Origin of the sequence: Dactylosporangium sp. NPDC005555, from assembly GCF_040605635.1 — a bacterium.
In the GTDB taxonomy this organism is placed as follows: domain Bacteria; phylum Actinomycetota; class Actinomycetes; order Mycobacteriales; family Micromonosporaceae; genus Dactylosporangium.
This window is the reverse complement of record NZ_JBEXDG010000041.1, coordinates 1-23,356: the sequence shown is the minus strand read 5'-3', so window position 1 is coordinate 23,356 and position 23,356 is coordinate 1. Positions and strand designations below refer to the sequence as shown.

Sequence of the window (23,356 nt, the reverse complement as noted above, 5' to 3'; positions counted from 1 at the left end):
GCGTATGACCGTGGATCGAGCCAACGCTCTGACCTCGCGCTGGGCGGCCGCCTCCGACGGCCCGGCAGCCTTCTCCGGCGCGGGGGTCTACCCGCTGCTCGCCCTGCTCGCGGGGGTCGCGTCCGGCCCCGCCCGCGACGAGCTGCTCGCCGTCGCGCCGTCGGCCCTGACCCTTCCCTCGACCGGCGGCGTCAGCGCCGCGCTCGGCGTCTGGACCCGCCACGACCTCCCGCTCTCCCCCGGTTGGGACCCCGGCACCCGGCTGTCCGGGGACCCGTCGGCCGACCGGCGGCGCCTGGACGCGTGGGCCTCTTCGCAGACCGGCGGGCTGATCCCGGCGCTGCCCGTGTCCGTCGACGAGGACACCGGCGTCGTGCTCGCCTCGGCGCTGTCCGTGGTCACTGAATGGGCCGTGCCGTTCGACGACAGCGTCCTGTCCCCCTCCGACGGGCCCTGGGCCGGTCGTACCCTCGCCGCACTGCATCGCAAGCACGCCGCCACCGACGCCCTGGCGCCCCTGCGGGTCCTCGACGGGTCCGTCACGCTGCTCACCGTCGAGGGCAAGGACGACATCGACGTGGTCCTCGCGCTCGGCACCGGCGGGCCCGGCGCCGTTCTCGCGACCGCCGTCGACGGGTGGACCCGGGCCGTCCCGGCGACCGCGGGGCCCGGGATCGCCGCGGAGGAGGTCGAGGCCACCGACGACGCACCCGAACTCGTGACGCGGCTGCCGTCGTTCGACGTGACCGCGGGCCACGACCTCCTCGCCGATCCGGACCTGTTCGGGCTGCGGACGGCGGCCCGCGACGGGACGTTCCCCGGCATCAGCCCGGTCGACCTCGCCGTGTCCTCCGCCCGCCAGCAGGCCCTCGCCAGCTTCACCGCGCTGGGCTTCCGGGCCGCCACGGTGACGGCCCTCGCCATGTACCCGCTCGCCTACCGCCCGCCGAGCGCGCGGAAACTGCGGGTGACGGTGACGTTCGACCGGCCGTTCGGCTACTTCGCCGTGCACCGCCCCACCGGACTCGTCCTCATCGCCGGCTGGGTCACCGCCCCCGCCGACTGGACACCGTGAACACCGGCCCGTGGAGGCCGCGAACCCGCTGACGGCCGCGTGGGCCCACACCGTCACCGGCGGGACCGTGCTGTCCGGCGCCGGCGTGCACCCCGGTGCTGGACCTGCTCGCCTCCGGCGACGACGGGCGGCCCGCGACGAGCTCCGGGCCGTCGCGCCGGCGCCCCTGGCACTGCCGGTCGGCGACGGGGTCCGGGCCGCCGCCGGGCTGTGGCCCCGCGCCGACCTGCCGCTGACACCACGCTGGGAGGCGCTCGTCGCGGGCGTCCTCACCGCCGACCTGGCGCCGGCTCTCCAGGCCGGCACGACCGACCCGCGCGTCTAGCCCTCGACGCTGTCCTCGGGGCGGCGCCAGCGGGCCGGGATCTCGCCGCTGGCCTGCATCTCCTTCCACTTCGCGAAGGGGTCGTAGTCGACCTCCAGGGGCTCCTGGGCGGGCCGGTCGGCCTCCGGCACGTGCACGAGGTTGAGCCGGATCCGGGTCCACAGACTGTTCACCCCGCGCATCGAGTCGACGAGCACGTCCGCGGGCTCCAGCAGCGGCCACACCGTGGGGTGCCGGGCCTTCCAGCGTTCGAGACCTTCCAGGGCCTCGTCCTTCGTCGCCGCGCGGGCGATCTCGATCAGCGGCATGGTCGGCAGCCGGCGGCCGGTGCCTTTCTTCGCCGGGGCCTGCTTCTTGTGCTTCGCCGCGAGCTCCAGCAGCGCCGTCAGGTCGCCGCGGCTGTCCTCGATGCCGGCCCACGCGTCGATGCCCTCCCGCAGGCGGCCCTGCACCGACTCCATCGTGTACGCCGCCGGGTCGCACCCCGGCACCTCGTCCCAGGTGAGCGGCGTGGAGACGCGGGCCTCCTCCGACGGGCGCACCGAATACCCGGACGCGGTGGTGTGGTCCTTCGCGTTCTGGTTGTAGTCGACGAAGACGCCGTGGCGCTCCTCCTTCCACCAGGCGCCGGTCGCGAGGTCCGGGGCGCGGTGGGCGACCTCCCTGGCGAAGCCCTCCGCCGCCCGGCGCACCTCGGCGAAGGTCCAGTTGGGCTGGATCCTGGCGTACACGTGGAAACCTCGCGAACCGGAGGTCTTCGGCCATCCGGTGAGCCCGTGGTCGGCGAGGACGTCCCGGGCGACCATCGCGACCTCGACGACCTGCGCCCACGGCACGCCCGGCACCGGGTCGAGGTCGATGCGCAGCTCGTCGGGGTGGTCGACGTCCTCGGCGAGGACGGAGTGGGTGTGCAGCTCCAGGCAGCCGAGGTTGACGACCCAGGCGAGCTGGGCGGCGTCGCGCAGGACGACCTCCTCGGCGGTGCGCCCCGACGGGTACCGCAGCTGCGCCGTCTCGATCCAGTCGGGGCGTTTCTCCGGCGCCCGCTTCTGGAAGAACGCCTCGCCTTCGATGCCGTTGACATAGCGCTTCAGGGCCATCGGCCGCCCGCCCGCGCCGCGCAGGGCACCGTCGGCGACCGCGATGTAGTAGCGGACGACGTCGAGCTTGGTGCGGCCGGACTTCGGGAAGTACACCTTGTCGGGGTTGGTGACGGTCACCTCACGCCCGGCGACCTCGAGGACTTCCTTGCTGCTGCTCGCCATAGGCGAACCCTACTTGTCGGCGGTCGGATCCTCGCCCCGATCGAGGGCGTCCCAGAGCTCCGTCTGTCGTGGTTTCGCGGTGGTACCGGTGGCCGGCCGCTCATAGCGGGCGCCCATCTCCGGCCACGTGTCGCTGTACCGGATGGTGACGCCGCCGGCGACCACGACGACGGCGGCCGCGACGATGGTCAGCAGCGGCCAGCCCACGTCGACGCCGTGCCGCAGGGTCTCGATCACCGCGACGACCAGCCCGATCCCGGCGAGTGCCAGAAGGCCGCCGACGATCGTGCGGAGCCGCCCGCGGGTCGCGAGGAGCGCGCCGGCACCCGCGAGGCCGACCGCGCCGAGCGCCGGCAGCCACGGCGACATCTGGGTGCCGGTGCGGTGCTGCGTCATCGGCGGCAGCGGCGAGACCTGGTGCGTCATGACGGTGTCCCAGTTGCGGGTGGCGGCGAACAGCACCACCGCCGAAGCGACCGCGGTCGCCAGCGTGGTGACGGCCAGCCCCCGCCTGCCGGCCGGCCTCGGGGCGGCGGTCGGTGGGCTGGTCGCGGCCCCGGTCATCGGGCCGGGCGCAGGGTCTCGGCGGTGGCGATCGCGGCCAGGACGGCGGCGGCCTTGTTGCGCGTCTCCGTCTCCTCCGACAGCGGGTCGGAGTCGGCGACGATGCCCGCACCGGCCTGCACGTACGCCATCCGGTCCCGCATGAGCGCCGTCCGGATCGCGATCGCCGTGTCCATGTCGCCACCGAACCCGAAGTAGCCGACGACACCGCCGTACAGGCCGCGCCGCGTCGGCTCGAGCTCCTCGATGATCTCCATGGCCCGCACCTTCGGCGCCCCCGACAGCGTGCCCGCCGGGAACGTCGCGGCCAGGGTGTCGAACGCGGTCCGGTCGTCGTTGAGCTCACCGACGACGGTGGACACGATGTGCATGACGTGGCTGTACCGCTCGACGGTCATGAACTCGGGCACCTCGACCGTCCCCGGCTTGCAGACCCGGCCCAGGTCGTTGCGGGCCAGGTCGACGAGCATCACGTGCTCGGCGCGCTCCTTCGGGTCGGCGAGCAGGTCCGCGGCGAGGGCGTTGTCCTCCTCGGGCGTCGCGCCCCGCCACCTAGTGCCCGCGATCGGGTGCAGCAGCGCCCGCCGCCCGTCGACCTTGACGTGCACCTCCGGTGACGAGCCGACCACGTCGAAGCCTTCGAAGCGCAGCAGGTACATGTAGGGGCTCGGGTTCGTGGAGCGCAGCACCCGGTACACGTCGATCGGGTCGGCGTCGGTGGCCCGCTCGAACCGCTGGGCGACCACGATCTGGAAGCACTCGCCGGCCCGGATCGCCTCCTTGGCGGCCTCGACGGCCTTCGGGTACTCCCCCGCGGGGGTGCGGCTGACCACGTCCTGGGGCCGCAGTTTGTCCACTGTGGACACCAGCGGCGGGGTCGGCCGGGACAGCGCCGTCGTCATCGCGTCCAGACGTCCGATCGCCTGGTGGTACGCCGCCGTGACGGTCGCCTCGTCGGCGCCCTTCTCCGGCAGGACGGCGTTGGCGATGAGCAGCGCCGCGCCCTCGAAGTGGTCCAGGGCGACCAGGTCCGTCGCCAGCATCATGCCCAGTTCCGGGTGCCGCAGGTCGTCCTCGGCGAGCTCCGGCAGCCGCTCGAAGCGCCGCACCGCGTCGTACGACAGGAACCCCACGAGCCCGCCGGACAGCGGCGGCAGGCCGAGCCCCTTCAGGTCGGCGTCGTCCTCGCTGAGCGCTTCGACCGTCTGCTTGAGGACCTGCGTGGGGTCGCCCCCGGTCGGGACGTTGGCCGGCGGGTTGCCGAGCCAGTGCGCGCCGCCGTCCCGCTCGACCAGGGTGGCCACGCTGCGGACGCCGATGAAGCTGTACCGCGACCACACCGCACCCGCCGCGCCGGCACCCTGCTCCGCCGACTCCAGCAGGAAGGTGCCCGGGCCGCCGGCGAGTTTGCGGTACACCCCGACCGGCGTCTCACCGTCGGCGAGCAGCCGCCGCGTCACCGGCACGACCCTTCGCCTCCTGGCCAGCTCGCGGAAGGTCGCCTCGTCGGGCGTCACGGCTCCGGTCGTCATCGCGCCACCTTCAGGTCCGTGTAGAAGCAGGTGTGGTTGCCCGTGTGGCAGGCCGCGCCCGTCTGCTCGACGGTGACCAGCAGCGTGTCGCCGTCGCAGTCGATCGCGACCGACCGGACATGCTGGGCGTGCCCGGACGTCTCGCCCTTCACCCAGTACCCGTTGCGGCTGCGCGACCAATACGTCGCCCGCCCGGTCGTCAACGTCCGGTGCAACGCCTCATCGTCCATCCACGCCAACATCAACACCTGCCCGGTCCCGTGCTCCTGCACGACCGCAGGCACCAACCCGGCCTCGTTGCGACGCAGAAGGTCCGCGACTTCTGGATCAAGGTTCGACGACACAACGCTAATTCTCCCGCACGGCCCTGTCTCGTCGGTTTGGGGTCTATGGCTGGTCGTGTTTGCGGAGTACCTTGACGGTGCGCCGCACGGAAGTCTGGGCGGTCGCTCATCCCTCCCCGCCTGCCGTCGGCCGACCCTCCTCGCCGGGGGTCCCGCTTGCCGTCGGCTTGCCGGCTCTGGGCCGGGCGCCGTTCGGCCTCCCGGCGTCCGCGACCCCAGCGCTGAGCCCACAGCAGTCTGAACGGGTGGCACCCTCCCCCGTTCCGACCGAGCGGACGGAGGACCCACCCCGATGCATCCCAACTTCACCCCGCCGGACGACCAGTCGAGCCCCTCCCCTGAAGTCACGACCCCACCGGGCGTGCCCGAGCAGCGCCAGCCCGTCGAGGACACCGTCCCACCCGTCACCGTTTCCGCCGCCCCCGTTTCCGCCGTCCCCGCCTCTTCCTCTTCCGAGGAAGCCCCGGCCGAGGAGGCGCTGGCCGACGTCTCGGCCATCACGGTCGCCGTCCCCGACGACATCTCCGACATCGTCGGCCCGGCCGACACCTCCACCGAGGAGGAGCCGGCCGCTGGGGTCGACGCAGACGCCGCCGAGTCCGCCCCGACCGCCAACCTCCAGGCGCCCGAAGCCCCCGAAGACCTCTCCACCGACTCGGACGCCGAGGACGAGCCCGCCACCGAGCCGGAAACCGCCGACGACCCCGAGGCCCTGGGCGAGGTCGCCACCGAAGAGGCCACCGCCGAGCCCGAGAGCGCCGACGAACCCGAGGCCCTCGACGACGCCGCTGCAGCGCCTGAGACCGTTGCAGAGCCTGAGACCGTCGAAGAGGTCGCCACCGACGAAGCGGCCGGCGACCCCGTCGCCGAATCGGACACCGACGACGCCCCTGAGGCCGTGACCGACGAGGCCGGCGAAGAGGCCGCCGCAGAGCTGGACACCGCCGACGAGCCGGCCGCCCTCGAAGAGACCGACGCCACTGAGGTCGTGACCGACGAGGCCGACGATGAGGTCTCCGCCGAGCCCGAAGCAGCCGTCGAGGAAGCTTCCGCAGAAGCCGAGCCCACTGCGGAAACCGTCGCCGACGAGGACACGACCGACGACGAGCCCGCCGCGCTCGAAGAGGCCACCGCCGAGGACGACGCCCCCTCCGACGAGGCAACCGAAGACCCCGCCGCCGAATCGGACACCGCCGACCCCGAAGCCGAAGCAACGGCCGAGGACGAAGCCGCCGAGGACGAGCCGGAAGCCGAGGCAGTCACCGACGACGAGGCGACCGCCGAAGAGTCGCAAGCCGAAGCCGCCACGGAAGAGACCGACACCGAGGACGAGCCGGCCGCGGAGGCCGCCACGGAAGCGACCGACGCCGAGGACGAGCCAATCGCCGAGGCCGACGAGGACGCGCCCGAAGCCGAAGCAGTCACCGACGACACGGCCGGCGACGTCGCCGAGGACGAGGCCACCGTCGACGACGAGACGACCACCGACGAGCCGGAAGCCGAAGCCGCCGCGGAAGCGACCGACGCCGAGGACGAGCCAATCGCCGAGGCCGACGAGGACGCGCCCGAAGCCACCGTGGAAGAGGCCACCGCCGAGGACGAGCCGGCCGCCGAAGCTGATGACGACGAGGGCGAGCCCGAAGCTGAAGCAGCCGTCGAAGCGGAGGCCGAGCCCGAGGCCGAAGCAGCCGGCGAGGACGAGGCCGACGACGCACCGGAAGCGGAAGCCGTCGTCGAAGAGCCCACCGCGGAGCCGGAAGCCGAAGCCACCGACGCGGACGGTGAGCCCGAAGCAGTAGCCGAGGACGAGCCGGAGGCCGAGGCGGCCGTCGAGGACGAGCCGACCGCCGAGGAGCCGGAAGCCGCCGCGGAAGAGGGCGTTGAGGACGAAGCCGCGGAGGACGTTGCCGCGGAGGCTGCCGACGGGACCGCCGAGGTCGACGCTGCCGAGGACGTCGTGGCGGAGGTCGGCGACGAGTCCGACAGTGGCGATGAGGCGGCGGACGAGGCGGACGGCGCGGAGCCGGTGGCGGAGGCCGAGACTCCGGCGGAGGTTCTGGCCGAGGCGGTCGACCCCAGCGTCGACAACAGCGACAGCACCGATGACGCCGGCGACGTCGACCTCGTTGCCGACATCGACGAGCTGACCGCCGCGACTGAAGCCGAAGCCGCCGATGAGGCGGAGGCTCCGGACGAGCCGGCCGCCGAAGCCGTCGCCGACGAGTCTGCCGACGAAGCGGACGAAGAGCCGGCCGCGGAGGCCGGGGAGCTGGCTGCCGAAGCCGTTGCCGAGGAGGAGTCCGCCGAGGACGCGGACGAGGAGCCGGCCGCAGAGGCCGAGGCGGTCGAAGCCGTCGAGAACGACGTCGAGGAGCCGGCCGCCGTCGAGGAGACCGACGCCGAAGCCGAAGCCGACGCCGAGGACGACACCGAGGACGAGCCCGCCGCCGAAGCCGAGCCTGACGCCGACGCGGACGCGGAGGCCGACACGGAGGTTGCAGCCGAAGCCGAGGAAGAGGGCGCCGCAGCTGGCGCTGAGGAGCCCGCAGCCGAGGCCGAGGAAGACGCCGAAGGCGGGGAATCCGCTGCGGAGGCTGAGGCCGCGGCCGACGACTCCGGAGACGAAGAGGCCGAAGCTGTCGCTGAGGACGAGGCGGACGGTGGCGCGGTCGAGGATGTCGTGGCGGAAGCCGATGACGAGTCCGACGGCGGGGCCGAGCCGGCAGACGAGGCAGACGAGGCCGAGCCGGTCGCGGAGGCCGAGACTCCGGCGGACGTGCTCGCCGAAGCGGTCGACGCCGGCGATGACAGCGCCGGCGACGTCAACCTTGTCGCCGACATCGACGAGCTGACCGCCGAGACCGACGCCGGGGACGCCGCCGAAACCGACACGGACGCAGACGCAGACGACGAGCCCGCCGCCGAAGCAGACGCCGAAGCCGAAGTCGAAGCGGAAGCCGACGACGAGGCAGAAGACGAGGACGAGCTCGTCGCCGAGGCGGACGACGACGAGGACGACGACGAGGACGACGACGAGCCGGTCGCCGAAGCCGAGGCGGACGACGAGGAAGCATCCGCGGATGCCGAGCCCGCCGCGGAAGCCGAGGACGAGGTGGACGAGGACGAGGAGCTCGAGTACGCGGCCGCCGGCGTCCTCCCCCTCCGCCCAGGTGACCTCGCCGAGCAGCGGATCGTGTTGTGGAAGCCGAAGCGGGCGGACAAGTTCCGGTCGCGGCTGGTCAAGGCGGAGTCCAAGTTCGTCGACGACCCGGTGAAGGCGCTGACCCGTGCGTCCGCCGTGGTGAGTGACGCGATCGAGACGCTCGCCGAGAAGCTGCAGGAGCAGCAGCTCGCGATCGACCCGCACCGGTCGGCGAAGAACCCGGACACCGAGGCGCTGCGGGTGGCGTTGCGGCAGTACAAGGAGTTCCTGGAGCGCGTCCTCGCGCTGTAGCGAACAAGGATCACGAACGGGGCGGGCCGGAGCGACGGTCCGCCCCGTTTCGTGTTTGACGCACGGTCAATATTTCATTTACCGTTGAGTTCATCACTCGTTGAGTTGTTCCCCGGACTGGAGGAATTCGAGATGACCAACGCGATCGAGGTCGAGCACCTCGTCATCGCGCGCGGCAGGCGGCCGGTGCTGCACGACTTCACCTGCTCGGTGCCGAGCGGGACCGTCACGGGGCTGCTCGGGCCGAGCGGCAGCGGCAAGACCACGTTCATGCGCGCGGTCGTCGGCGTGCAGAAGATCGTCAGCGGCACGGTGACGGTCCTCGGGCACCCCGCCGGGTCGAAGCCGCTCCGGGGCAAGGTCGGCTACCTGACGCAGGCCCCCAGCGTGTACGCGGACCTGACCGTCCGTGAGAACGCGCGCTACTTCGCGTCGCTGTACGGGATCGGTGCCGCCGACGCTGACGCGGCCGTGTCCGACGTCGGGCTCAGCCAGGCGAAGGACCAGCTGGTCGGCACCCTGTCCGGCGGCCAGCGCGCCCGGGCCTCGCTCGCGTGCGCGATCGTGGGCAAGCCGCGGCTGCTCGTCCTCGACGAACCCACCGTCGGCCAGGATCCGGTGCTGCGCAACGAGCTCTGGCAGCGCTTCCACGCACTGGCGAAGGCCGGTTCGACGCTCCTGGTGTCGAGCCACGTGATGGACGAGGCGGGTCGCTGCGACCGGCTCCTGCTCATCCGCGAGGGCGTGCTCATCGCCGACGAATCCCCCGCCGCCGTCCGGGAACGGGCCGGGACAGACGACCTGGAAGAGGCGTTCCTGCGACTCGTACAGGCGCAGGAGACCGAGAAGGAGCAGGTGGCCTAGCCATGTCCGCCCGTTTGACGCTCGCGACCGCCGGCCGCATCCTGCGGCAGCTCCGGCACGACCGGCGCACGATCGCGCTGATCCTCGTCGTGCCGACGGTGCTGCTGACGTTGCTGCGCTACCTGTACGACAACAGTCCCCAGCTGTTCGACCGCGTCGGGCTCATCATGCTCGGCGTCTTCCCGCTCGTGATCATGTTCCTGCTGACCAGCGTGGCGATGCTCCGCGAGCGCACCACCGGCACGCTGGAGCGCCTGCTGACCACGCCGATCGGCAAGGTCGACATCCTGCTGGGTTATGGCATCGCGTTCGCGGTCGCCGCCGCGGTACAGGCAGCGATCGCCGCAACCCTCGCGTACGTCCTCCTGGGGCTGGACACCCTGGGACCCGCGTGGCTCGTCGGTGTGATCGCGGTCGGCAACTCGGTGCTCGGCATGGCGCTCGGCCTGCTGGTCAGCGCGTTCGCCAACAGCGAGTTCCAGGCCGTGCAGTTCATGCCGGCGGTCGTCCTGCCCCAGGTGCTGCTCTGCGGCCTGCTGCAGCCCCGCGACCAGATGGCCGGTTGGCTGCAGGCGATCAGTGACGTGCTGCCCATGTCGTACGCGGTGCAGGCCCTCACCGAGCTCGGCGCCCACACGGAGCCGACCGGCGTCATGTGGAGGGACCTCGGCATCATCGTCGGGTGTGTGATCGTGGCACTCTTGCTCGGGGCGGCAACCCTTCGCCGGCGCACCGCCTGAGTTCCAGCTTTGTCGGGTACATCGGAATGAGGCTCATGGCACGCACCGGACGACGCCCCGGCAACCAGGACACCCGGCAGGCGATCCTGAGCGCCGCCCGCCAGGCGTTCGCCGACCGTGGATACGACGGGGCGTCCATCCGCCAGATAGCCACCAGCGCCGGGGTCGACCCGGCGCTGGTGCATCACTATTTCGGGGCGAAGGACAAGCTGTTCCTGGCCACGCTGGACGCACCGATCGACCCCGGCGAGATCGTGCCGAAGGTCTTCGAGGGCGGCCTCGACGGCGTCGGCGAGCGCCTCATCCGCACGTTCCTCGGCGTGTGGGACTCCCCCGCCGGCTCGTCCGCGGCGGCCCTGTTCCGCAGCGCGATGCAGCACGAGTGGTCCGCGCGGATGCTGCGCGAGTTCCTCGTCACCCAGATCCTGCGCCGCGTGATCGGCCAGCTCCACCTCGACCCGTCCGAGGCGCCGAAGCGCGCCGCCCTGGTCGCGTCGCAGATGGCGGGCCTCGTCATGGTCCGCTACATCCTGAAGATCGAGCCCATGACGACCATGTCGCAGGACGAGATCGTGTACAGCGTCGCGCCGACCATCCAGCGGTACCTCACCGAGCCGCTGCCCTCGACCGCGAAGGGCTAGCCGTCCGCCCGGGGCGGCGCGTCCCGGCCGGGTCAGTCCTCGACGTCCGCGCAGTGGACTCTGGCCTGCGGTGTCAGCAGCAGCGCCACCAGCCCGGCGGCGCAGCACACCGGCACGACCGCGAACGGCAACGGCGCCGGCAACAGCCACGTCAGCAGCGGCGCCGTCGTCCCCACGAACGCCCAGAACACCAGGCTCGCCAGCCACGCCCAGTGCTCACCCCGCCTGATCCTCGTGCCGAGGAACACCAGCACGACGGCCAGCGGAAACAGGAACAGCACCGCGTTGAAGAACAGCACGAAGTCGAGATACCCGGTGCCGCCCTGGTTCACAGGATCGACCTGCATCCCGGACAGCAGCACCCCGAGCGCCGTGAGCGCCAGCGTCAACATGACACCGCCGATCGCGTTGAACCCCGTCACCGCGACCCGGACCTGCATCGGCACATATCGACGCCCCCCGGCTGGCACACAGCCACTTTAGGCCCTCCGCCCCACCGTGGCCCTCCCCGACGCGCCCCCTCCCGATCCACCCCCTGATCCGGAAGGCTTCTTACCCCCAGGACGACAACAACTCTTCCGGATCTATGACCAGGGGTCAGCGGGTCTGTTCGAGCCAGGACGCATACAACCGGGCGTAGATCGAGTCGGTGTCGGCAACGAGGTCGGCGTGCGGCCCGCGCTGCACGACGTGGCCCTTGTCGACCACGATGACCTCGTCGGCGCTCTGCGCGGTCGACAGGCGGTGGGCGATCGCGATGGTCGTGCGGCCGCGGGTCACGGCGTCGAGGGTGCGCTGGAGGCGGACCTCGGTCGCGGGGTCGACGGCGCTGGTCGCCTCGTCGAGGACCAGCAGGTCGGGGTCGGCGACATAGGCCCGGGCCAGGGCGACCAGTTGCCGCTCGCCCACGGAGAGGGCCTCGCCGCGCTCGCCCACCTCGGTCCGCAGCCCGTCGCTGAGGCCGCCGACCCAGTCGAGGAGGCCGAGCTCGGTGAACGCGAGCTCCAGGTCCACGTCGCTCAGGTCGGGCCGGGCGAACCGCACGTTGTCGGCGACCGTCGCGTCGAAGAGGAAGCCGTCCTGCGGGACCATGACGACGCGGCTGCGCAGCGAGTCGAAGCGGACCTCGGTCAGTGGCACCCCGGACAGCAGGACGCTGCCGGTGGTGGGGTCCATGAGCCGGGTCAGCAGCTTGGCGAACGTGGTCTTGCCGCTGCCCGTCTCGCCGACGACGGCGACGCGGGTGCGGGCGGTCACGGTGAGGTCGACGTCGGTGAGGACCTCGGGGCCGCCGGGATAGGCGAAGTGCACGTGGTCGAACCGCACGTCGACGGCGCCCTCGGGCAGGGCACGGCCGGCCGTGCCGGGGTCGGCGACGTCCGGCGACGTCTCGATGATGTCCAGGACGCGGCGCCAGCCGGCGATCGCGTTCTGCGCCTCGTTGAGCACCTCGGTGGCGACCTGCACCGGCTGGACGAACAGCGTGGCGAGGAACAGGAACGCGGTGAGCTGGCCGATGGTGAGCTTCCCGTCGACGCCGAGCAGCGTGCCGACGACGATGACGCCGCCGAGGGCGAGACCGGCCGCGAACTCGCCGAAGCTCATGCTGATCACGTTGTTGGTCTGCGCGCGGAACTGGGCGCGGCGGCTGCGCTCGATGGCCGTGTCGAGCCGCTCGGCGGTGCGGTGCTGCACCCCATACGCCCGGACGACGGACGCGCCGACGACGCTCTCGGCGATCGCGCCCAGCATCGCGCCGATGCTGTCCCGCACGTCGAGATAGAGCACGCTGAGCCGCTTCTGGAAGTGCCGCACGACGAGGACCAGCGGCGCGAACGCGAGGATCACCACGAGGGTCAGCTGCCACGAGTAGACGAGCATGACGGCGGTGGTGACGATGACCTGGCCGAGGCTGATCAGGAAGATCAGGCCGCCGAACTGCAGGAACTGGCTGATCTGGTCGACGTCGCCGGTCACCCGCGAGACGAGCGCGCCGCGGCGCTCCGACTGCTGGTGCAGCATCGACAGATCGTGGATGTGCCGGAACGTGCGGGTGCGGATGCCCGCCAGGGCGGTCTCGCTGACGGTGAACAGCCGCACGTTCATCATCGCGGCGCTGAACATCGTCAGGAACAGCACGCCGGCGGTGACCGCGACGATCAGCGTCAGCACACCGACGTCGGGCCCGCCGGGCGCGCGCAGCCCGCGGTCGATGCCCTGCTGGATCGCGACCGGGACGGCGACCCGCCCTGCGGTGGCGAGCACGGCGAGCCCCAGCGTGCCGGCCAGCCCGGTGAACAGCTCCGGCGAGAGCCGCAACCCGCGCCGCAGGACGCTCGGCTTCGGCGCCTCCTGTGAAGGCGCCGCCTCAGTGGCAACCGTCGTCATGCGGTCACGGTCTCCTCGTCGTCGAAGACATGCTCCCGCTCCTTCTCCGCCTCGGCCTTCTCATAGGCCGTGACGAGGTCGGCATAGCCGGGGACGGTGGCGAGCAGGTCGGCGTGGGTGCCGCGGGCGGCGACCCTGCCCCGCTCCAGATAGACGACCTCGTCGGCGAGGGCGATCGTGGCCCGTCGATAGGCCACGACGAGGATCGACGCCTGCCGGTCGGTGTCGACTTCAGCAGCGGTTGGTCCGGACGGGGTGCGCAGCGGGGTGACGTCGCCGCGCAGCGCGGCGAGGATCGCCGCCTCGACCCGCGGGTCGACGGCGCTGGTCGCGTCGTCGAGGACGAGCAGCCGCGGCGCGCCGGCGAGGGCCCGGGCGATGGTGAGCCGCTGCCGCTGCCCGCCGGACAGCGACGTGCCCCGCTCGCCGACCTTCGTGTCGAGCCCTTCGCCGAGCTGCTGGACGAACCCGTCGGCCTGGGCGAGCCGCAGCGCCGACCAGGCGGCCTCGTCGTCGACGGGCCGGCCCGCGGCGGTGCGCCGGTCGAGCGTCACATTGCCCCGGATGGTGTCGTCGAAGACGAACGGCACCTGGGCGACGAGCGCGACCGTGCCGACGAGCGCCTCCTGGGTCAGCTCGCGGGCGTCGACGCCGTCGACGCGGACGGTGCCGGTGTGCGGGTCGACGAGCCGGGCGGCGAGCGCGGCGATCGTCGACTTGCCGGAGCCGGTCGAGCCGACGAGGGCGACGGTGCGCCCGGCCGGCACGTCGAACGTGACCCCGCTGAGCACGTCGCCGCCGCGCTCGCCGGCGGCGTCGGTGTAGGCGAAGTGGACGTCGTCGAAGCGCAGCGCCGCCGGCTTGTGCGGCTCGGGCGGTGTCGTCGTGCCATAGGCCATGTCGCCCTCGGCGTCCAGCACGTGCCGGATCCGCTCCCAGCCCACGACGCTGCGGGGCAGCTCGGCGAGGACCCAGCCGATCGCCCGGACGGGGAAGGCGAGGACCGTGAACAGGAACGCGACGCTGACCACGTCGGTCACCTCGACGGCGCCCTGCCGGAAGCGCAGGCCGCCGACGACGAGCACGGCGAGGGTGCCGACGCTCGGCAGCGCGTCGAGCACCGGGTCGAACACGGCCCGGACCCGCCCGACCTGGATCGTGGCGTCGCGCAGCTCGACCGTCTTCGCCGTGAACCGCTCGGTCTCGGCGGCCTCCCGGCCCATGGTCTTGACGACCAGCGCGCCGTCGAAGCTCTCGTGCGCGACCGCGCTGACCTCGGCCCGCAGCTGCTGGGATCTGGCGACGCGGGGCGCCATCCGCCGCGAATAGGCGACGTTGACCCCGAGCAGCGACGGGAAGATCGCGACACCGACGAGGGCCATGGCCCAGTCGGTGGCGAAGAGCGAGGCGATCGCGGCGACGAGCATGACGACGGTGCCGACCGCCATCGGGAACGGGGCGATCGGATACCACGCGGACTCGACGTCGGCGTTGGCATTGGACAGCAGGGTGCCGGTCGCGTGCCGCTGGTGCCACTCCAGTGGCAGCCGCAGATAGCGCCGGGTCACGGCCTGCCGATAGCGCGCCTGGAGGCGGAACTGCATGGCGCCCGCCCCGAGCCGCCGGCCGAAGATGCCGATGATCTTGCCGATGCTGACCGCCAGGACCGCGACGCCGCCGAGCAGCAGGGCGCCGGTCGCGACGCGCCGGTCGTCGATCGCGGGGAGGGCGATCTCGCCGACCACCCGCCCGGAGACGAACGCGGTGGCGATGGTGAGCAGGCTGAACACCACGCTGCCGACGACCGAGATCGCGAACACGTGAGGCTCGTCACGGACGGCCCGGCCGAGCACCCACAGCCCCTTGAGGAGCACCTTGCCGCTGGTCACATCCGCCCTCCGTTGCGTCCGGCCGGTAAGTCGCCCCGACCGTCTGCAACCTTACCGACGGCGTACGACAGAATCCGGCCCCGGCCCATCCCCGCTAGCGTTACGTTCATGACTTCCTTCGCGCGGGCCGAGCGCCTGGCCCTGGCCGACACCCTCCTCGCCGCCGGCCCGGACGCGCCGACACTCTGTGCCGGGTGGGCGACCCGCGACCTCGCCGCACACCTCGTCCTGCGGGAGCGCCGCCCGGACGCGGCAGCCGGAATTCTGGTCAAGCCACTGCAGAACCACACGAAAAAGGTCCAGGACCGCCTCGCCGCCGGCGACTACGCGGATCTGGTCGGGAGGGTCCGCACGCCGGCCCTGTGGGTGAGCCCGGGCTTTGCCGAAGAGGCCGTCAACATCACCGAGTTCCTGATCCACCACGAGGACGTGCGCCGCGCCGTCCCCCAGTGGACCTCCCGCACCCTGGACACGAAATATGAGCAGGCGCTCGCCGGCCGGCTCAAGGGCGCCGCCAAGCTCGCGGCGAGGAAGTTCCCGGCGGCCGTCACCGTCGCACCCGGGAATGCGACACCCTTCACCGTCGGCAAGGGCGGCGAAGCGCTCCGCGTACAGGGGAAACCGTCGGAACTGCTGCTGTTCTTCACCGGCCGCCAGACCCACGCGGACGTGACCGTGACCGGACCGGACGCATTGGCCGAGCGCCTCAGAAATGCGAGCCTCGGACTGTAGGACCTGGGTCTCAAATCTGGCCCCAGGCAACGGGAATCAGCGTTCCACTACGTTTCGGTTTCGGGTCTAGCCGGTAACACGACCGACCATTTACCCTCCAGTAACCGACGGGACGTGATGCCAGTCACCGTGACGTCCACGCCAGCCTCGGAGGGGCCCCACATGACCCAGACCAAGCGGCTCGAACTGCCCTACCGCTCGATCCCGGACATGTTCCTGCACCGTGTGGCGGACACCCCCGACAAGCGGGCGTTCGGCAAGCCCGCCGCCGACGACGCCGGCGACCCGGTCTGGCTGACCTGGCGCGAGGTCGACGGGCACGCCCGCGCCATCGCCGCCGGCCTCACCACGCTCGGCGTGCGCCCCGAGGACCGGGTCGGCATCCTGGCCAACACCCGCCTCGACTGGATCCTCGCCGACCTCGGCATCATGCTCGCCGGCGCGGCCACCACCACGGTGTATCCGACGACCGAGCCCGAGGACGCCGTCTACATCGTCGCCGACTCCGGCTCGAAGGTGCTCTTCGCCGAGAACGCGGCGCAGGCCGCCAAGCTCGACGGCGCCGACCTGCCCGACCTGGCCGCGATCGTGCTCATCGACGGCGTCCCCGGCGGCGCCGAGCGCACGAAGACCCTGTCCCTCGCGCAACTGGAAGCCGAAGGACAGCGGGCGCTGGAAGCGGATCCCGAGCTCATCGAGCGGATCGTCGCCGGCATCACCGGCGACCAGCTCGCCACCCTGATCTACACGTCCGGCACCACCGGCCGCCCCAAGGGCGTCGAGCTGATGCACGCCGGCTGGGTCTGGCAGGGCTACACGCAGGTCGACATGGGCCTGCTGACCGCCGACGACCTGCAATACCTGTGGCTGCCGCTGTCGCACTCGTTCGGCAAGACCCTGCTGTGCGGGATCGTCTACGTGGGGCTTCCCACGTACGTCGACGGCCGCGTCGACAAGCTCATCGACAACCTCGGCAAGATCCAGCCGACGCTCATGTGCGCCGCGCCCCGCGTCTTCGAGAAGGTCTACAACCGGGTCGTCACCGGCGCCCAGGCCGACGGCGGCGCCAAGTGGAAGATCTTCACCTGGGCGGTCAAGGTCGGCAAGCAGGCCTCCGCCGAGCGGCTCGCCGGCCGGACCCCCGGCGGCATGCTCAAGGTCCAGCACGGCATCGCCGACAAGCTGGTCTTCAGCAAGCTCCGCGCCCGCCTCGGCGGCAAGATGCGCGCCATGGTGTCCGGCTCCGCGCCGCTGTCGAAGGAGATCGGCGAGTTCTTCTTCGCCGCCGGCCTGCCGATCCTGGAGGGCTACGGCCTGACCGAGACCTCGGCCGGCTCGTTCGTCAACCGCGAGGACACCCCCCGCATCGGCACCGTCGGCACGGCCCTGGGCGACCTCGAGGCGAAGCTCGACACCGACGGCGAGATCCTGCTCAAGGGCACGCCGATCATGCGCGGCTACCACAACCTGCCCGACGAGACCGCCGCGTCGTTCACCGAGGACGGCTGGTTCCGCACCGGCGACATCGGCGAGTTCGACGCCGACGGTTACCTGCGCATCACCGACCGCAAGAAGGACCTGATCAAGACCTCCGGCGGCAAGTACGTCGCGCCGAGCCACATCGAGGGCCTGTTCAAGTCCGTCTGCCCGTACACCTCCCAATGCATCGTCGTGGGCCAGGCCCGCAACTACGTGACGATGCTGGTCACCCTCGACCCCGACGCGATCAAGGGCTGGGCCGAGGGCACGCCGCTGGCCGGGAAGTCCTATGCCGAGATCGCCGCGTCCCCCGAGGCGAACGCCCTGGTCGAGGGCTACGTCAAGGAGCTCAACACCAAGCTCAACCGCTGGGAGACGGTGAAGAAGTTCACCATCCTCAGCCGCGACCTCTCCATCGAGGACGGCGAGCTCACGCCGTCGCTCAAGGTCAAGCGCCGGGTGGTCGAGAAGTCCTTCGGCCCGGACATCGACCGCATGTATGCGGGGTCGCTCGCCGAACTCTGATCACACCCCACAGTGTCATGGCCTCCGGGAACCGCCGTCCCGGAGGCCATGACGCTTTTCAAGCCTCAAAAAGCCGCCTGCTCCGGTCCGTCGTGGCGGAGGCCCGCTGCTCCCGTCAGCATCCGGTCAGGCCCCGGGGGGCCTGACCTCTCCCGCCGCCGGCAGTTGCCCGGCCACGACCTCCGGTCGTGAACACCCAACCCCATGATCCGGAAGACTTGTAGTCGCCAGGGCGACGAAAAGTCTTCCGGATCACGGGAAACCAGTCAGGCGACGACGACCGGGGACGACCAGGCGTGCCGGCGGGGCCGGTCCAGGTCGGCACGCGCGGCCGCGAGCCGATGGACCGCCTCGACCAGATCGGCCTCCGGCAGCGTGTACGGCAGCCGCATGAACCGCTCCATGGTCCCGTCCGCACCGAACCGCGGCCCCGGCGCGATCCGCACCCCGAGCTCCTCCGCGGCTCGCGCGAGCGCGCTGGACACCGGCGCGTCGAGCTCGACCCACAGCACCATCCCGCCGCCGGGCAGCACGAACCGCCAGTCCGGCAGCTCGGCGCGCAGCGCGGCGGCGAGCGTGTCCCGGCGGGCGAGCAGCTGCCGCCGCCGGGCCGTGACGATCGCCTCGCGGCGGCGCAGCAGCTGGACGGCGACGAGCTGGTCGAGCACCGGCGACGCCATGTCGACCCCGACCCGGGCCGCGGCGAGCCGGGCGATCAGCGGTGCCGCCCCGCGCACCCACCCGATGCGCAGGCCACCCCAGTACGGCTTGCTCATCCCGCCGATCGTCAGCACCCGCGCACTGCGGTCGAACGCCGCCACCGACGGCGGCAGCGCGACGTCGTCCAGCGCGAGGTCGACGAACGACTCGTCGATCACCAGGTCGGTGCCGGCGGCGTGCGCGGCGGACGGCAGCCGCTCCCGCAGCGACGTCTGCATCAGGTGGCCGGTCGGGTTGTGGAAGTCGGGGATGAGGTAGGCGACGCGGGCCTGCGCGGCCCGGACCGTGGACAGCAGCAGGTCCTCGTCCCAGCCGTCGGGCCCGATCGCATACGCGCTGATCCGCGCCCGGCTGGCGGTGAAGGCGCTCAGCGCGTTCGGGTAGGTCGGCGTCTCGACCAGGGCCCGCTGCCCGGGCGCGACCAGCAGCCGCAGCAGCAGGTCGAGGGCCTGCTGGACGCCGCCGGTGACCATGACCTGGTCGGGGTCGGTCGGCAGGCCCCTCTCGGTGTAGCAGTGCGCGATCGCCTCGCGCAGCACCAGCAGGCCCATCGGCTGGTAACCGGCGCCGAGCGTGTAAGGGGCGAGCTCGGCGATCGCGTCCGTGGCCGCCTCGGCGAGCTCGGCGGGGGCGGGCATCGCCGCGCAGCCGAGGTCGATCAGGTCCGCGTCGTCGCTCGGCGTCCACAGCCCGGACGTGCCGACCCGGTGCCCGGCGGGCAGCGCGGTCCAGCTGCCGGCGCCACGGCGGCTGCTGAGGTGGCCGCTGTCGCGAAGCTCACGGTAGGCGGCGGTGACCGTGGTCCGGCTGATGCCGAGCGCCGCGGCGAGCTCACGCTCAGCGGGCAGCCGCACCCCGAGGGCGAGCCGGCCGTCGATGAGCAGGCCACGGACGGCGCCGGCGAGCACGACGTACTCCGGGCGGCGGCCGGCCGGGCCACGCACCCCGACGGCGACCTGCCACGCGTTGAGCATGCGGGCCAGTTGCGCGCCTCGGACGATCGCTGACAAGGCCAGTCCCCCTCAATTGGCTCTTTGCACCGGACGGATTGGCCCTAGGGTGGCATGCATGGACGCCCCAGGCAAGACCAATCCCATCCCGCTGCGCCACCGGTTCACGCGCCGGTTCGCGCAACTGCAGGGCGGCCTCGTCCTGTACGGGGTGAGCCTCGCCCTCCTGGTCCGCGCCCATCTCGGCCTGGACCCGTGGGACGTCTTCCAGCAGGGCATCTCCCGACATACCGGCCTGAGCTTCGGCACCGTGGTCGCCGCGGTCGGCGCGCTGGTGCTGCTGCTGTGGATCCCGCTGCGCCAGCGCCCGGGCCTCGGCACAGTCAGCAACGTCCTGGTCATCGGCCTCGTCGCCGACCTGTCGCTGCGCGTCGTGCCCGACGCGGAGCCGTGGTGGCTGCGCGGCGCCTTCATGGTCGTCGCCATCGTGCTCAACGCCGCCGCCACCGGCCTCTACATCGGCGCCCGCATGGGCCCCGGCCCGCGCGACGGCCTCATGACCGGCCTGGCGGAGCGCTTCTCCTGGCTGTCGATCCGGGTCGCCCGCACCTCGATCGAGGTGACGGTGCTCACCGCGGGCTTCTTCCTCGGCGGCTCGGTCGGCATCGCCACCGTCCTGTATGCCTTCGGCATCGGCCCCCTCACCCAGCTCTTCCTGCCGTGGTTCGTGGTCCGCGACCCCCTCCCGTCGACCACTGCCCCGGCCCTCGCCTGACGCACCACCGTCGCGCCCCGAACCTCGCGGCGGCGCTGGTCCGAACTGCACCGCCAGCCGGAGTCCCGCCGCCGGCACCGGCGCCGGCCCTCGCCTGATCGGGCGATCCGGTCAGGGGGCCGCGTCCGCCCGCGCCGCCGGCCAGGCACCCGCGGCCGGTGCTGGACCGGCCTGCCCCGCCGGCCCGGGGGGCCCGCCCGCCGGCACCGGCGGCCGGCTGACGCGCACCGCGCCGAGCAGGACGCCGCCGAGGATCGCGGTGCCGCCGGCTGCGTCGTACCAGTGGATGCGCTCCCCCAGCAGCAGCGCCGCCGACAGGATCGCGAACACCGGGGCCAGGGCCGCGAACGGCGCCACCGTGCCGGCGTCGTAGCGGGCGATGAGCCGGCCCCACACCCCGAAGCCGAACAACGTGCTGAGGTAGGCGATGTACGCGATGGCACCGACCGCGGTCAGGTCCAGGCCGCGCAGGCCGCGCCAGACGTCCGCCGGACCGTCGACGGCGAGGGCCAGCACGACCAGCGGCGGGGTCGCCACGGCGCTCACCCACACCATGAAGTTGAGCATGTCGGTGGCCTTCGCCTTCCGCATCGCGATGTTCGCCAGACCCCACGCCGCGCCCGCGGCGACGACCAGCAGGAACGCGCCGAGCGGCCGGTCCAGCCCGAGCTGCGAGGCGATCAGGACGATCCCGGCACCGCTGAGCACCACCCCCGCCACGCGACGTCTGCCCGGCCTGTCGCGCAGCAGTACCATCGCGAACACCAGCGTGAAGACGACCTGGCTCTGCAGGACCAGCGCCGACAGCCCCGACGGCAGTCCGGCCGCCATGCCCGCGAACAGCAGTGAGAACTTCACCACGCCGAGTGCCACGCCCGTCGCGACCACCCACCGCCACGGCGCCTTCGGCCGCCCGACCAGCAGCACGGCGGGCAGCGCCGCCACCCCGAAGCGCAACGCGCAGAACAGCAGCGGCGACATGCTGTCCAGCCCGACGTGGATCACGACGAAGTTCACGCCCCAGATCGCCGAGACGAGGATCGCCAGCGCGACGTCACGAGGTTTCATGGTCCGATCGTCATCCCGTACAACCGTGAAGCACCATCGAAAGGTTCTACAACATTCTTGTAGGATCGCTACATGCTTGAACTTCCACGGCTCCGGGCGCTACGGGCCGTGGCCACGTTCGGGACGGTCACGGCCGCCGCGGGTGCCCTGCACTGCACGCCGTCGGCGATCTCCCAGCACCTGGCGAAGCTCGAGCGGGAGACCAGGAGCACCCTCGTGGAGAAGGACGGCCGCCGCCTGCGGCTCACCGAGGCGGGCCGGGTCCTCGTCGAGCACGCGGGGCGGATCCTCGCCGTCGTCGAGGAGGCAGAGGCCGCCCTCGCCGCCCACCAGGAGACGGTGTCCGGGCAGCTGAGCATCGCCTCGTTCCCCACCGCGTGCCGCGGGCTGCTGCCCCATGCCCTGCGCAGCCTCGCCGTCGACCACCCGCTGCTGGAGCCGACCCTGCAGGAGGCCGACCGGGACGCGACCTTCGACGGCATCCTGCGCGGCACCGTCGACGTGGCCGTCATCGACGAGTGGCTCGACGTGCCGGCCGCGTTCCCCGCCGGGCTGGCGAGCGTCGAGCTCGGCCTCGACGTGGGCGACCTGATCCTGCCGGTCGACCACCCCCTCGCCGCCGCCTCCGGCCCCGTCGGCCTCGACGCGCTGCGCGACGAGCGGTGGATCGCCTCGAAGCCCGGCACCGTCTGCCACGAGTGGCTCCAGCGGATGCTGCCCGGCACCCGCCCGGCGATCCTCGTCAACGAGTTCGAGACCCAGCTGACGTTCGTCGCCGAACGCCTCGGCGTCGCGTTCGTGCCCCGGCTGGCCCGCAGCACCCTCCCGCCGGGCGTCGTCGCCCGCCCCATCACCCCCGAGGCGGCCCGGCGCGTCAGCGTCGCCTGGCGCGCCTCCGCGGGGCTCCGTCCCGCGATCGGCGCGACTGTCGCCGCCCTGCGCGAGGCCTGGTCACACCGCGACCACTGGCCCGCCGATCATCCGGTCCAAGTCGTATAACCCCTGGTCAAATGCACTATTGCCGTTTAATCACTCATTCACGCATTCAGTTCTGCGGGTTTCGGCGGCGCCCCTTACATTGATGTCATGGGCATCTTCGGACGCACCCGCACAGCCACCGGCGCAGGCGTCCTGGCGACGCTGCTCCTCGTGCTGATCTTCGGCAACCAGATCTTCTCGGAATGGGCCGACCGCCACGCGGACACCAAGACCGTGTGGGGCTGGTTCCTCAACCTGCTCACCTGGCCCCGCTGGTGGCTCGTCCCCCGCGACGACACCGGCAACGCGGCCCGCGAGCTCCTCGCCAACGATCTCAAGGCCCTCCTCCTCGTCCTCTTCACCGCCCTGATCCTCGCCGTCGCCGGCCGCTCCATCGTCACCGGCGGCGGCGCCTTCATCCTCGGCTGGGCGTCCCTGATCTTCGGCGCCGCCCTGGCCGCCTTCGCCACCGACTTCATCACCGCCAACCCCACCCTGCTCAGCGCCTTCGCCGCCGCCTCGGCCGCCGCGGGCTACGGCCTGTTCGTCGGCTGGATCGTCGGCATCGCCGTCACCACCGGCAAACGCGGCGACTGACCTGCCCACCGCCCCGCCGCCGCGACCACCAGCCGGAAATCCGGCGGCGGGCCACCTCCGAGCCGATCCCCGGTCCCCCGTGGGCCGGCGGCCACGCCCACCACTCCCCAGCCCCAGCACACGGCGGCCGACCCACCGCTCCGCAGCTCCATAGGCGACGGGCCGATCCCCCAAGCAGCTCTACTGAGGGCGACGGGCGAGGGTCGTATCCACATGGGTGGTGTGCGAGCGGCACCATCCACCCCCGAATTCGTCATGTGGTCGAACCCGCCGGCCCGAAGATCACCGCCCGAGCCGTGGTACTCCCCGGTCCAGCCATCGACGCTGACCTCTTGCCCATGATCCGGAAGACTTCATGTCGCCAGAGCACAATGCCGGTGAGTTAAGCGTTCAGGGTGATGGATGGGGCTGGATGGTGACTGTGAAGGTTGCTGTCCAGCTTCGTTGTTTG

Annotated in this window: 20 protein-coding genes; 11 read left to right on the top strand and 9 right to left on the bottom strand. The window is 72.1% G+C overall.

The features are described from left to right. Positions 1-4 precede the first annotated feature (4 nt). Entirely contained in the window at positions 5-1,075 is a 1,071-nt protein-coding gene (locus tag ABZS58_RS34595) for a serpin family protein (RefSeq protein WP_354787468.1), read from the top strand. A gap of 10 nt (positions 1,076-1,085) precedes the next feature. Then, on the top strand, positions 1,086-1,400 hold the full coding sequence (locus ABZS58_RS34590) for a hypothetical protein (RefSeq protein WP_354787467.1): 315 nt from the start codon (positions 1,086-1,088) through the stop codon (positions 1,398-1,400). On the opposite strand, the gene ligD is transcribed toward ABZS58_RS34590, so the two are convergent. Genes ligD through hisI form a run of 4 tightly spaced genes read right to left on the bottom strand, consistent with a single transcriptional unit; the run spans position 1,397 to position 5,105 of the window. Continuing rightward, positions 1,397-2,665 carry a non-homologous end-joining DNA ligase gene (gene ligD, locus ABZS58_RS34585; RefSeq protein ID WP_354787466.1) on the bottom strand — a complete coding sequence of 423 codons (1,269 nt, stop codon included), beginning with the start codon at positions 2,663-2,665 and terminating at the stop codon, positions 1,397-1,399. The two genes, ABZS58_RS34590 and ligD, sit on opposite strands and share 4 nt — an antisense overlap. Before the next feature lie 9 nt (positions 2,666-2,674). Continuing rightward, complete coding sequence (locus ABZS58_RS34580; protein ID WP_354787465.1) at positions 2,675-3,229, bottom strand: Trp biosynthesis-associated membrane protein; 555 nt, start codon at positions 3,227-3,229, stop codon at positions 2,675-2,677. Next, positions 3,226-4,761, bottom strand: coding sequence for an anthranilate synthase component I (locus tag ABZS58_RS34575; protein ID WP_354787464.1), 1,536 nt, complete (start codon positions 4,759-4,761; stop codon positions 3,226-3,228). Before ABZS58_RS34575 ends, ABZS58_RS34580 begins: the two co-directional genes overlap by 4 nt. Next, positions 4,758-5,105 (bottom strand): phosphoribosyl-AMP cyclohydrolase, encoded by a 348-nt coding sequence (gene hisI / locus ABZS58_RS34570; protein WP_354787463.1) that lies wholly within the window; start codon positions 5,103-5,105, stop codon positions 4,758-4,760. Before hisI ends, ABZS58_RS34575 begins: the two co-directional genes overlap by 4 nt. Before the next feature lie 292 nt (positions 5,106-5,397). On the opposite strand from hisI, the gene ABZS58_RS34565 reads away from it, so the two are divergent. The 4 genes from ABZS58_RS34565 (at position 5,398) to ABZS58_RS34550 (ending at position 10,804) form a co-directional block, all read left to right on the top strand. Continuing rightward, positions 5,398-8,559: a hypothetical protein gene (locus ABZS58_RS34565; protein WP_354787462.1), complete on the top strand. Its 3,162-nt coding sequence runs from the start codon at positions 5,398-5,400 to the stop codon at positions 8,557-8,559. 132 nt (positions 8,560-8,691) lie between these two features. Continuing rightward, positions 8,692-9,423, top strand: coding sequence for an ABC transporter ATP-binding protein (locus ABZS58_RS34560; RefSeq protein ID WP_354787461.1), 732 nt, complete (start codon positions 8,692-8,694; stop codon positions 9,421-9,423). Between the two features lie 2 nt (positions 9,424-9,425). Continuing rightward, the gene (locus ABZS58_RS34555; protein WP_354787460.1) at positions 9,426-10,163 is read left to right on the top strand and encodes an ABC transporter permease; all 738 of its coding nucleotides are present in this window, start codon (positions 9,426-9,428) and stop codon (positions 10,161-10,163) included. A 26-nt stretch (positions 10,164-10,189) separates the two neighbouring features. Continuing rightward, a complete protein-coding gene (locus ABZS58_RS34550; protein ID WP_354787459.1) occupies positions 10,190-10,804 on the top strand; it encodes a TetR family transcriptional regulator in 615 nt (204 codons plus the stop codon). A 32-nt stretch (positions 10,805-10,836) separates the two neighbouring features. Here the strand turns inward: ABZS58_RS34550 and ABZS58_RS34545 are convergent, their stop codons facing one another. From ABZS58_RS34545 to ABZS58_RS34535, 3 genes are all read right to left on the bottom strand, one after another. Then, entirely contained in the window at positions 10,837-11,274 is a 438-nt protein-coding gene (locus tag ABZS58_RS34545; RefSeq protein ID WP_354787458.1) for a hypothetical protein, read from the bottom strand. A 127-nt stretch (positions 11,275-11,401) separates the two neighbouring features. After that, on the bottom strand, positions 11,402-13,192 hold the full coding sequence (locus ABZS58_RS34540; protein ID WP_354787457.1) for an ABC transporter ATP-binding protein: 1,791 nt from the start codon (positions 13,190-13,192) through the stop codon (positions 11,402-11,404). Further along, positions 13,189-15,066: an ABC transporter ATP-binding protein gene (locus tag ABZS58_RS34535; RefSeq protein WP_354787540.1), complete on the bottom strand. Its 1,878-nt coding sequence runs from the start codon at positions 15,064-15,066 to the stop codon at positions 13,189-13,191. The genes ABZS58_RS34540 and ABZS58_RS34535 overlap by 4 nt, the downstream gene beginning before the upstream one ends. A 123-nt stretch (positions 15,067-15,189) precedes the next feature. Here ABZS58_RS34535 and ABZS58_RS34530 point away from each other — a divergent pair, with 123 nt between their 5' ends. Both ABZS58_RS34530 and ABZS58_RS34525 read left to right on the top strand, forming a co-directional pair. Beyond that, positions 15,190-15,813, top strand: coding sequence for a TIGR03085 family metal-binding protein (locus ABZS58_RS34530; protein ID WP_354787456.1), 624 nt, complete (start codon positions 15,190-15,192; stop codon positions 15,811-15,813). A 162-nt stretch (positions 15,814-15,975) separates the two neighbouring features. Continuing rightward, positions 15,976-17,817, top strand: a complete 1,842-nt coding sequence (locus ABZS58_RS34525) for a long-chain fatty acid--CoA ligase (protein ID WP_354787455.1) — start codon at positions 15,976-15,978, stop codon at positions 17,815-17,817. A 266-nt stretch (positions 17,818-18,083) separates the two neighbouring features. Here ABZS58_RS34525 and ABZS58_RS34520 read toward each other — a convergent pair whose 3' ends face one another. Beyond that, positions 18,084-19,547, bottom strand: a complete 1,464-nt coding sequence (locus ABZS58_RS34520; protein WP_354787454.1) for a PLP-dependent aminotransferase family protein — start codon at positions 19,545-19,547, stop codon at positions 18,084-18,086. A 58-nt stretch (positions 19,548-19,605) separates the two neighbouring features. On the opposite strand from ABZS58_RS34520, the gene ABZS58_RS34515 reads away from it, so the two are divergent. After that, positions 19,606-20,262 (top strand): hypothetical protein, encoded by a 657-nt coding sequence (locus ABZS58_RS34515; RefSeq protein ID WP_354787453.1) that lies wholly within the window; start codon positions 19,606-19,608, stop codon positions 20,260-20,262. Between the two features lie 111 nt (positions 20,263-20,373). Here ABZS58_RS34515 and ABZS58_RS34510 read toward each other — a convergent pair whose 3' ends face one another. Next, the gene (locus ABZS58_RS34510) at positions 20,374-21,330 is read right to left on the bottom strand and encodes an EamA family transporter (protein WP_354787452.1); all 957 of its coding nucleotides are present in this window, start codon (positions 21,328-21,330) and stop codon (positions 20,374-20,376) included. 72 nt (positions 21,331-21,402) lie between these two features. Between ABZS58_RS34510 and ABZS58_RS34505 the strand changes: the two genes are divergently transcribed. Both ABZS58_RS34505 and ABZS58_RS34500 read left to right on the top strand, forming a co-directional pair. Further along, positions 21,403-22,329, top strand: a complete 927-nt coding sequence (locus tag ABZS58_RS34505; RefSeq protein ID WP_354787451.1) for a LysR family transcriptional regulator — start codon at positions 21,403-21,405, stop codon at positions 22,327-22,329. An 87-nt stretch (positions 22,330-22,416) separates the two neighbouring features. Then, positions 22,417-22,905, top strand: coding sequence for a hypothetical protein (locus tag ABZS58_RS34500; protein WP_354787450.1), 489 nt, complete (start codon positions 22,417-22,419; stop codon positions 22,903-22,905). The last annotated feature ends 451 nt before the right edge of the window (positions 22,906-23,356 follow it).

Coding starts and splice junctions, on each gene's coding strand:
- ABZS58_RS34540 (WP_354787457.1), bottom strand. CDS start 13,192: ATGACGACGGTTGCCACTGAGGCGGCGCCTTCACAGGAGGCGCCGAAG.
- ABZS58_RS34510 (WP_354787452.1), bottom strand. CDS start 21,330: ATGAAACCTCGTGACGTCGCGCTGGCGATCCTCGTCTCGGCGATCTGG.
- ligD (WP_354787466.1), bottom strand. CDS start 2,665: ATGGCGAGCAGCAGCAAGGAAGTCCTCGAGGTCGCCGGGCGTGAGGTG.
- ABZS58_RS34560 (WP_354787461.1), top strand. CDS start 8,692: ATGACCAACGCGATCGAGGTCGAGCACCTCGTCATCGCGCGCGGCAGG.
- ABZS58_RS34575 (WP_354787464.1), bottom strand. CDS start 4,761: ATGACGACCGGAGCCGTGACGCCCGACGAGGCGACCTTCCGCGAGCTG.
- ABZS58_RS34515 (WP_354787453.1), top strand. CDS start 19,606: ATGGACGCCCCAGGCAAGACCAATCCCATCCCGCTGCGCCACCGGTTC.
- ABZS58_RS34530 (WP_354787456.1), top strand. CDS start 15,190: ATGACTTCCTTCGCGCGGGCCGAGCGCCTGGCCCTGGCCGACACCCTC.
- ABZS58_RS34505 (WP_354787451.1), top strand. CDS start 21,403: ATGCTTGAACTTCCACGGCTCCGGGCGCTACGGGCCGTGGCCACGTTC.
- ABZS58_RS34555 (WP_354787460.1), top strand. CDS start 9,426: ATGTCCGCCCGTTTGACGCTCGCGACCGCCGGCCGCATCCTGCGGCAG.
- ABZS58_RS34565 (WP_354787462.1), top strand. CDS start 5,398: ATGCATCCCAACTTCACCCCGCCGGACGACCAGTCGAGCCCCTCCCCT.
- ABZS58_RS34500 (WP_354787450.1), top strand. CDS start 22,417: ATGGGCATCTTCGGACGCACCCGCACAGCCACCGGCGCAGGCGTCCTG.
- ABZS58_RS34525 (WP_354787455.1), top strand. CDS start 15,976: ATGACCCAGACCAAGCGGCTCGAACTGCCCTACCGCTCGATCCCGGAC.
- ABZS58_RS34580 (WP_354787465.1), bottom strand. CDS start 3,229: ATGACCGGGGCCGCGACCAGCCCACCGACCGCCGCCCCGAGGCCGGCC.
- ABZS58_RS34595 (WP_354787468.1), top strand. CDS start 5: ATGACCGTGGATCGAGCCAACGCTCTGACCTCGCGCTGGGCGGCCGCC.
- ABZS58_RS34550 (WP_354787459.1), top strand. CDS start 10,190: ATGAGGCTCATGGCACGCACCGGACGACGCCCCGGCAACCAGGACACC.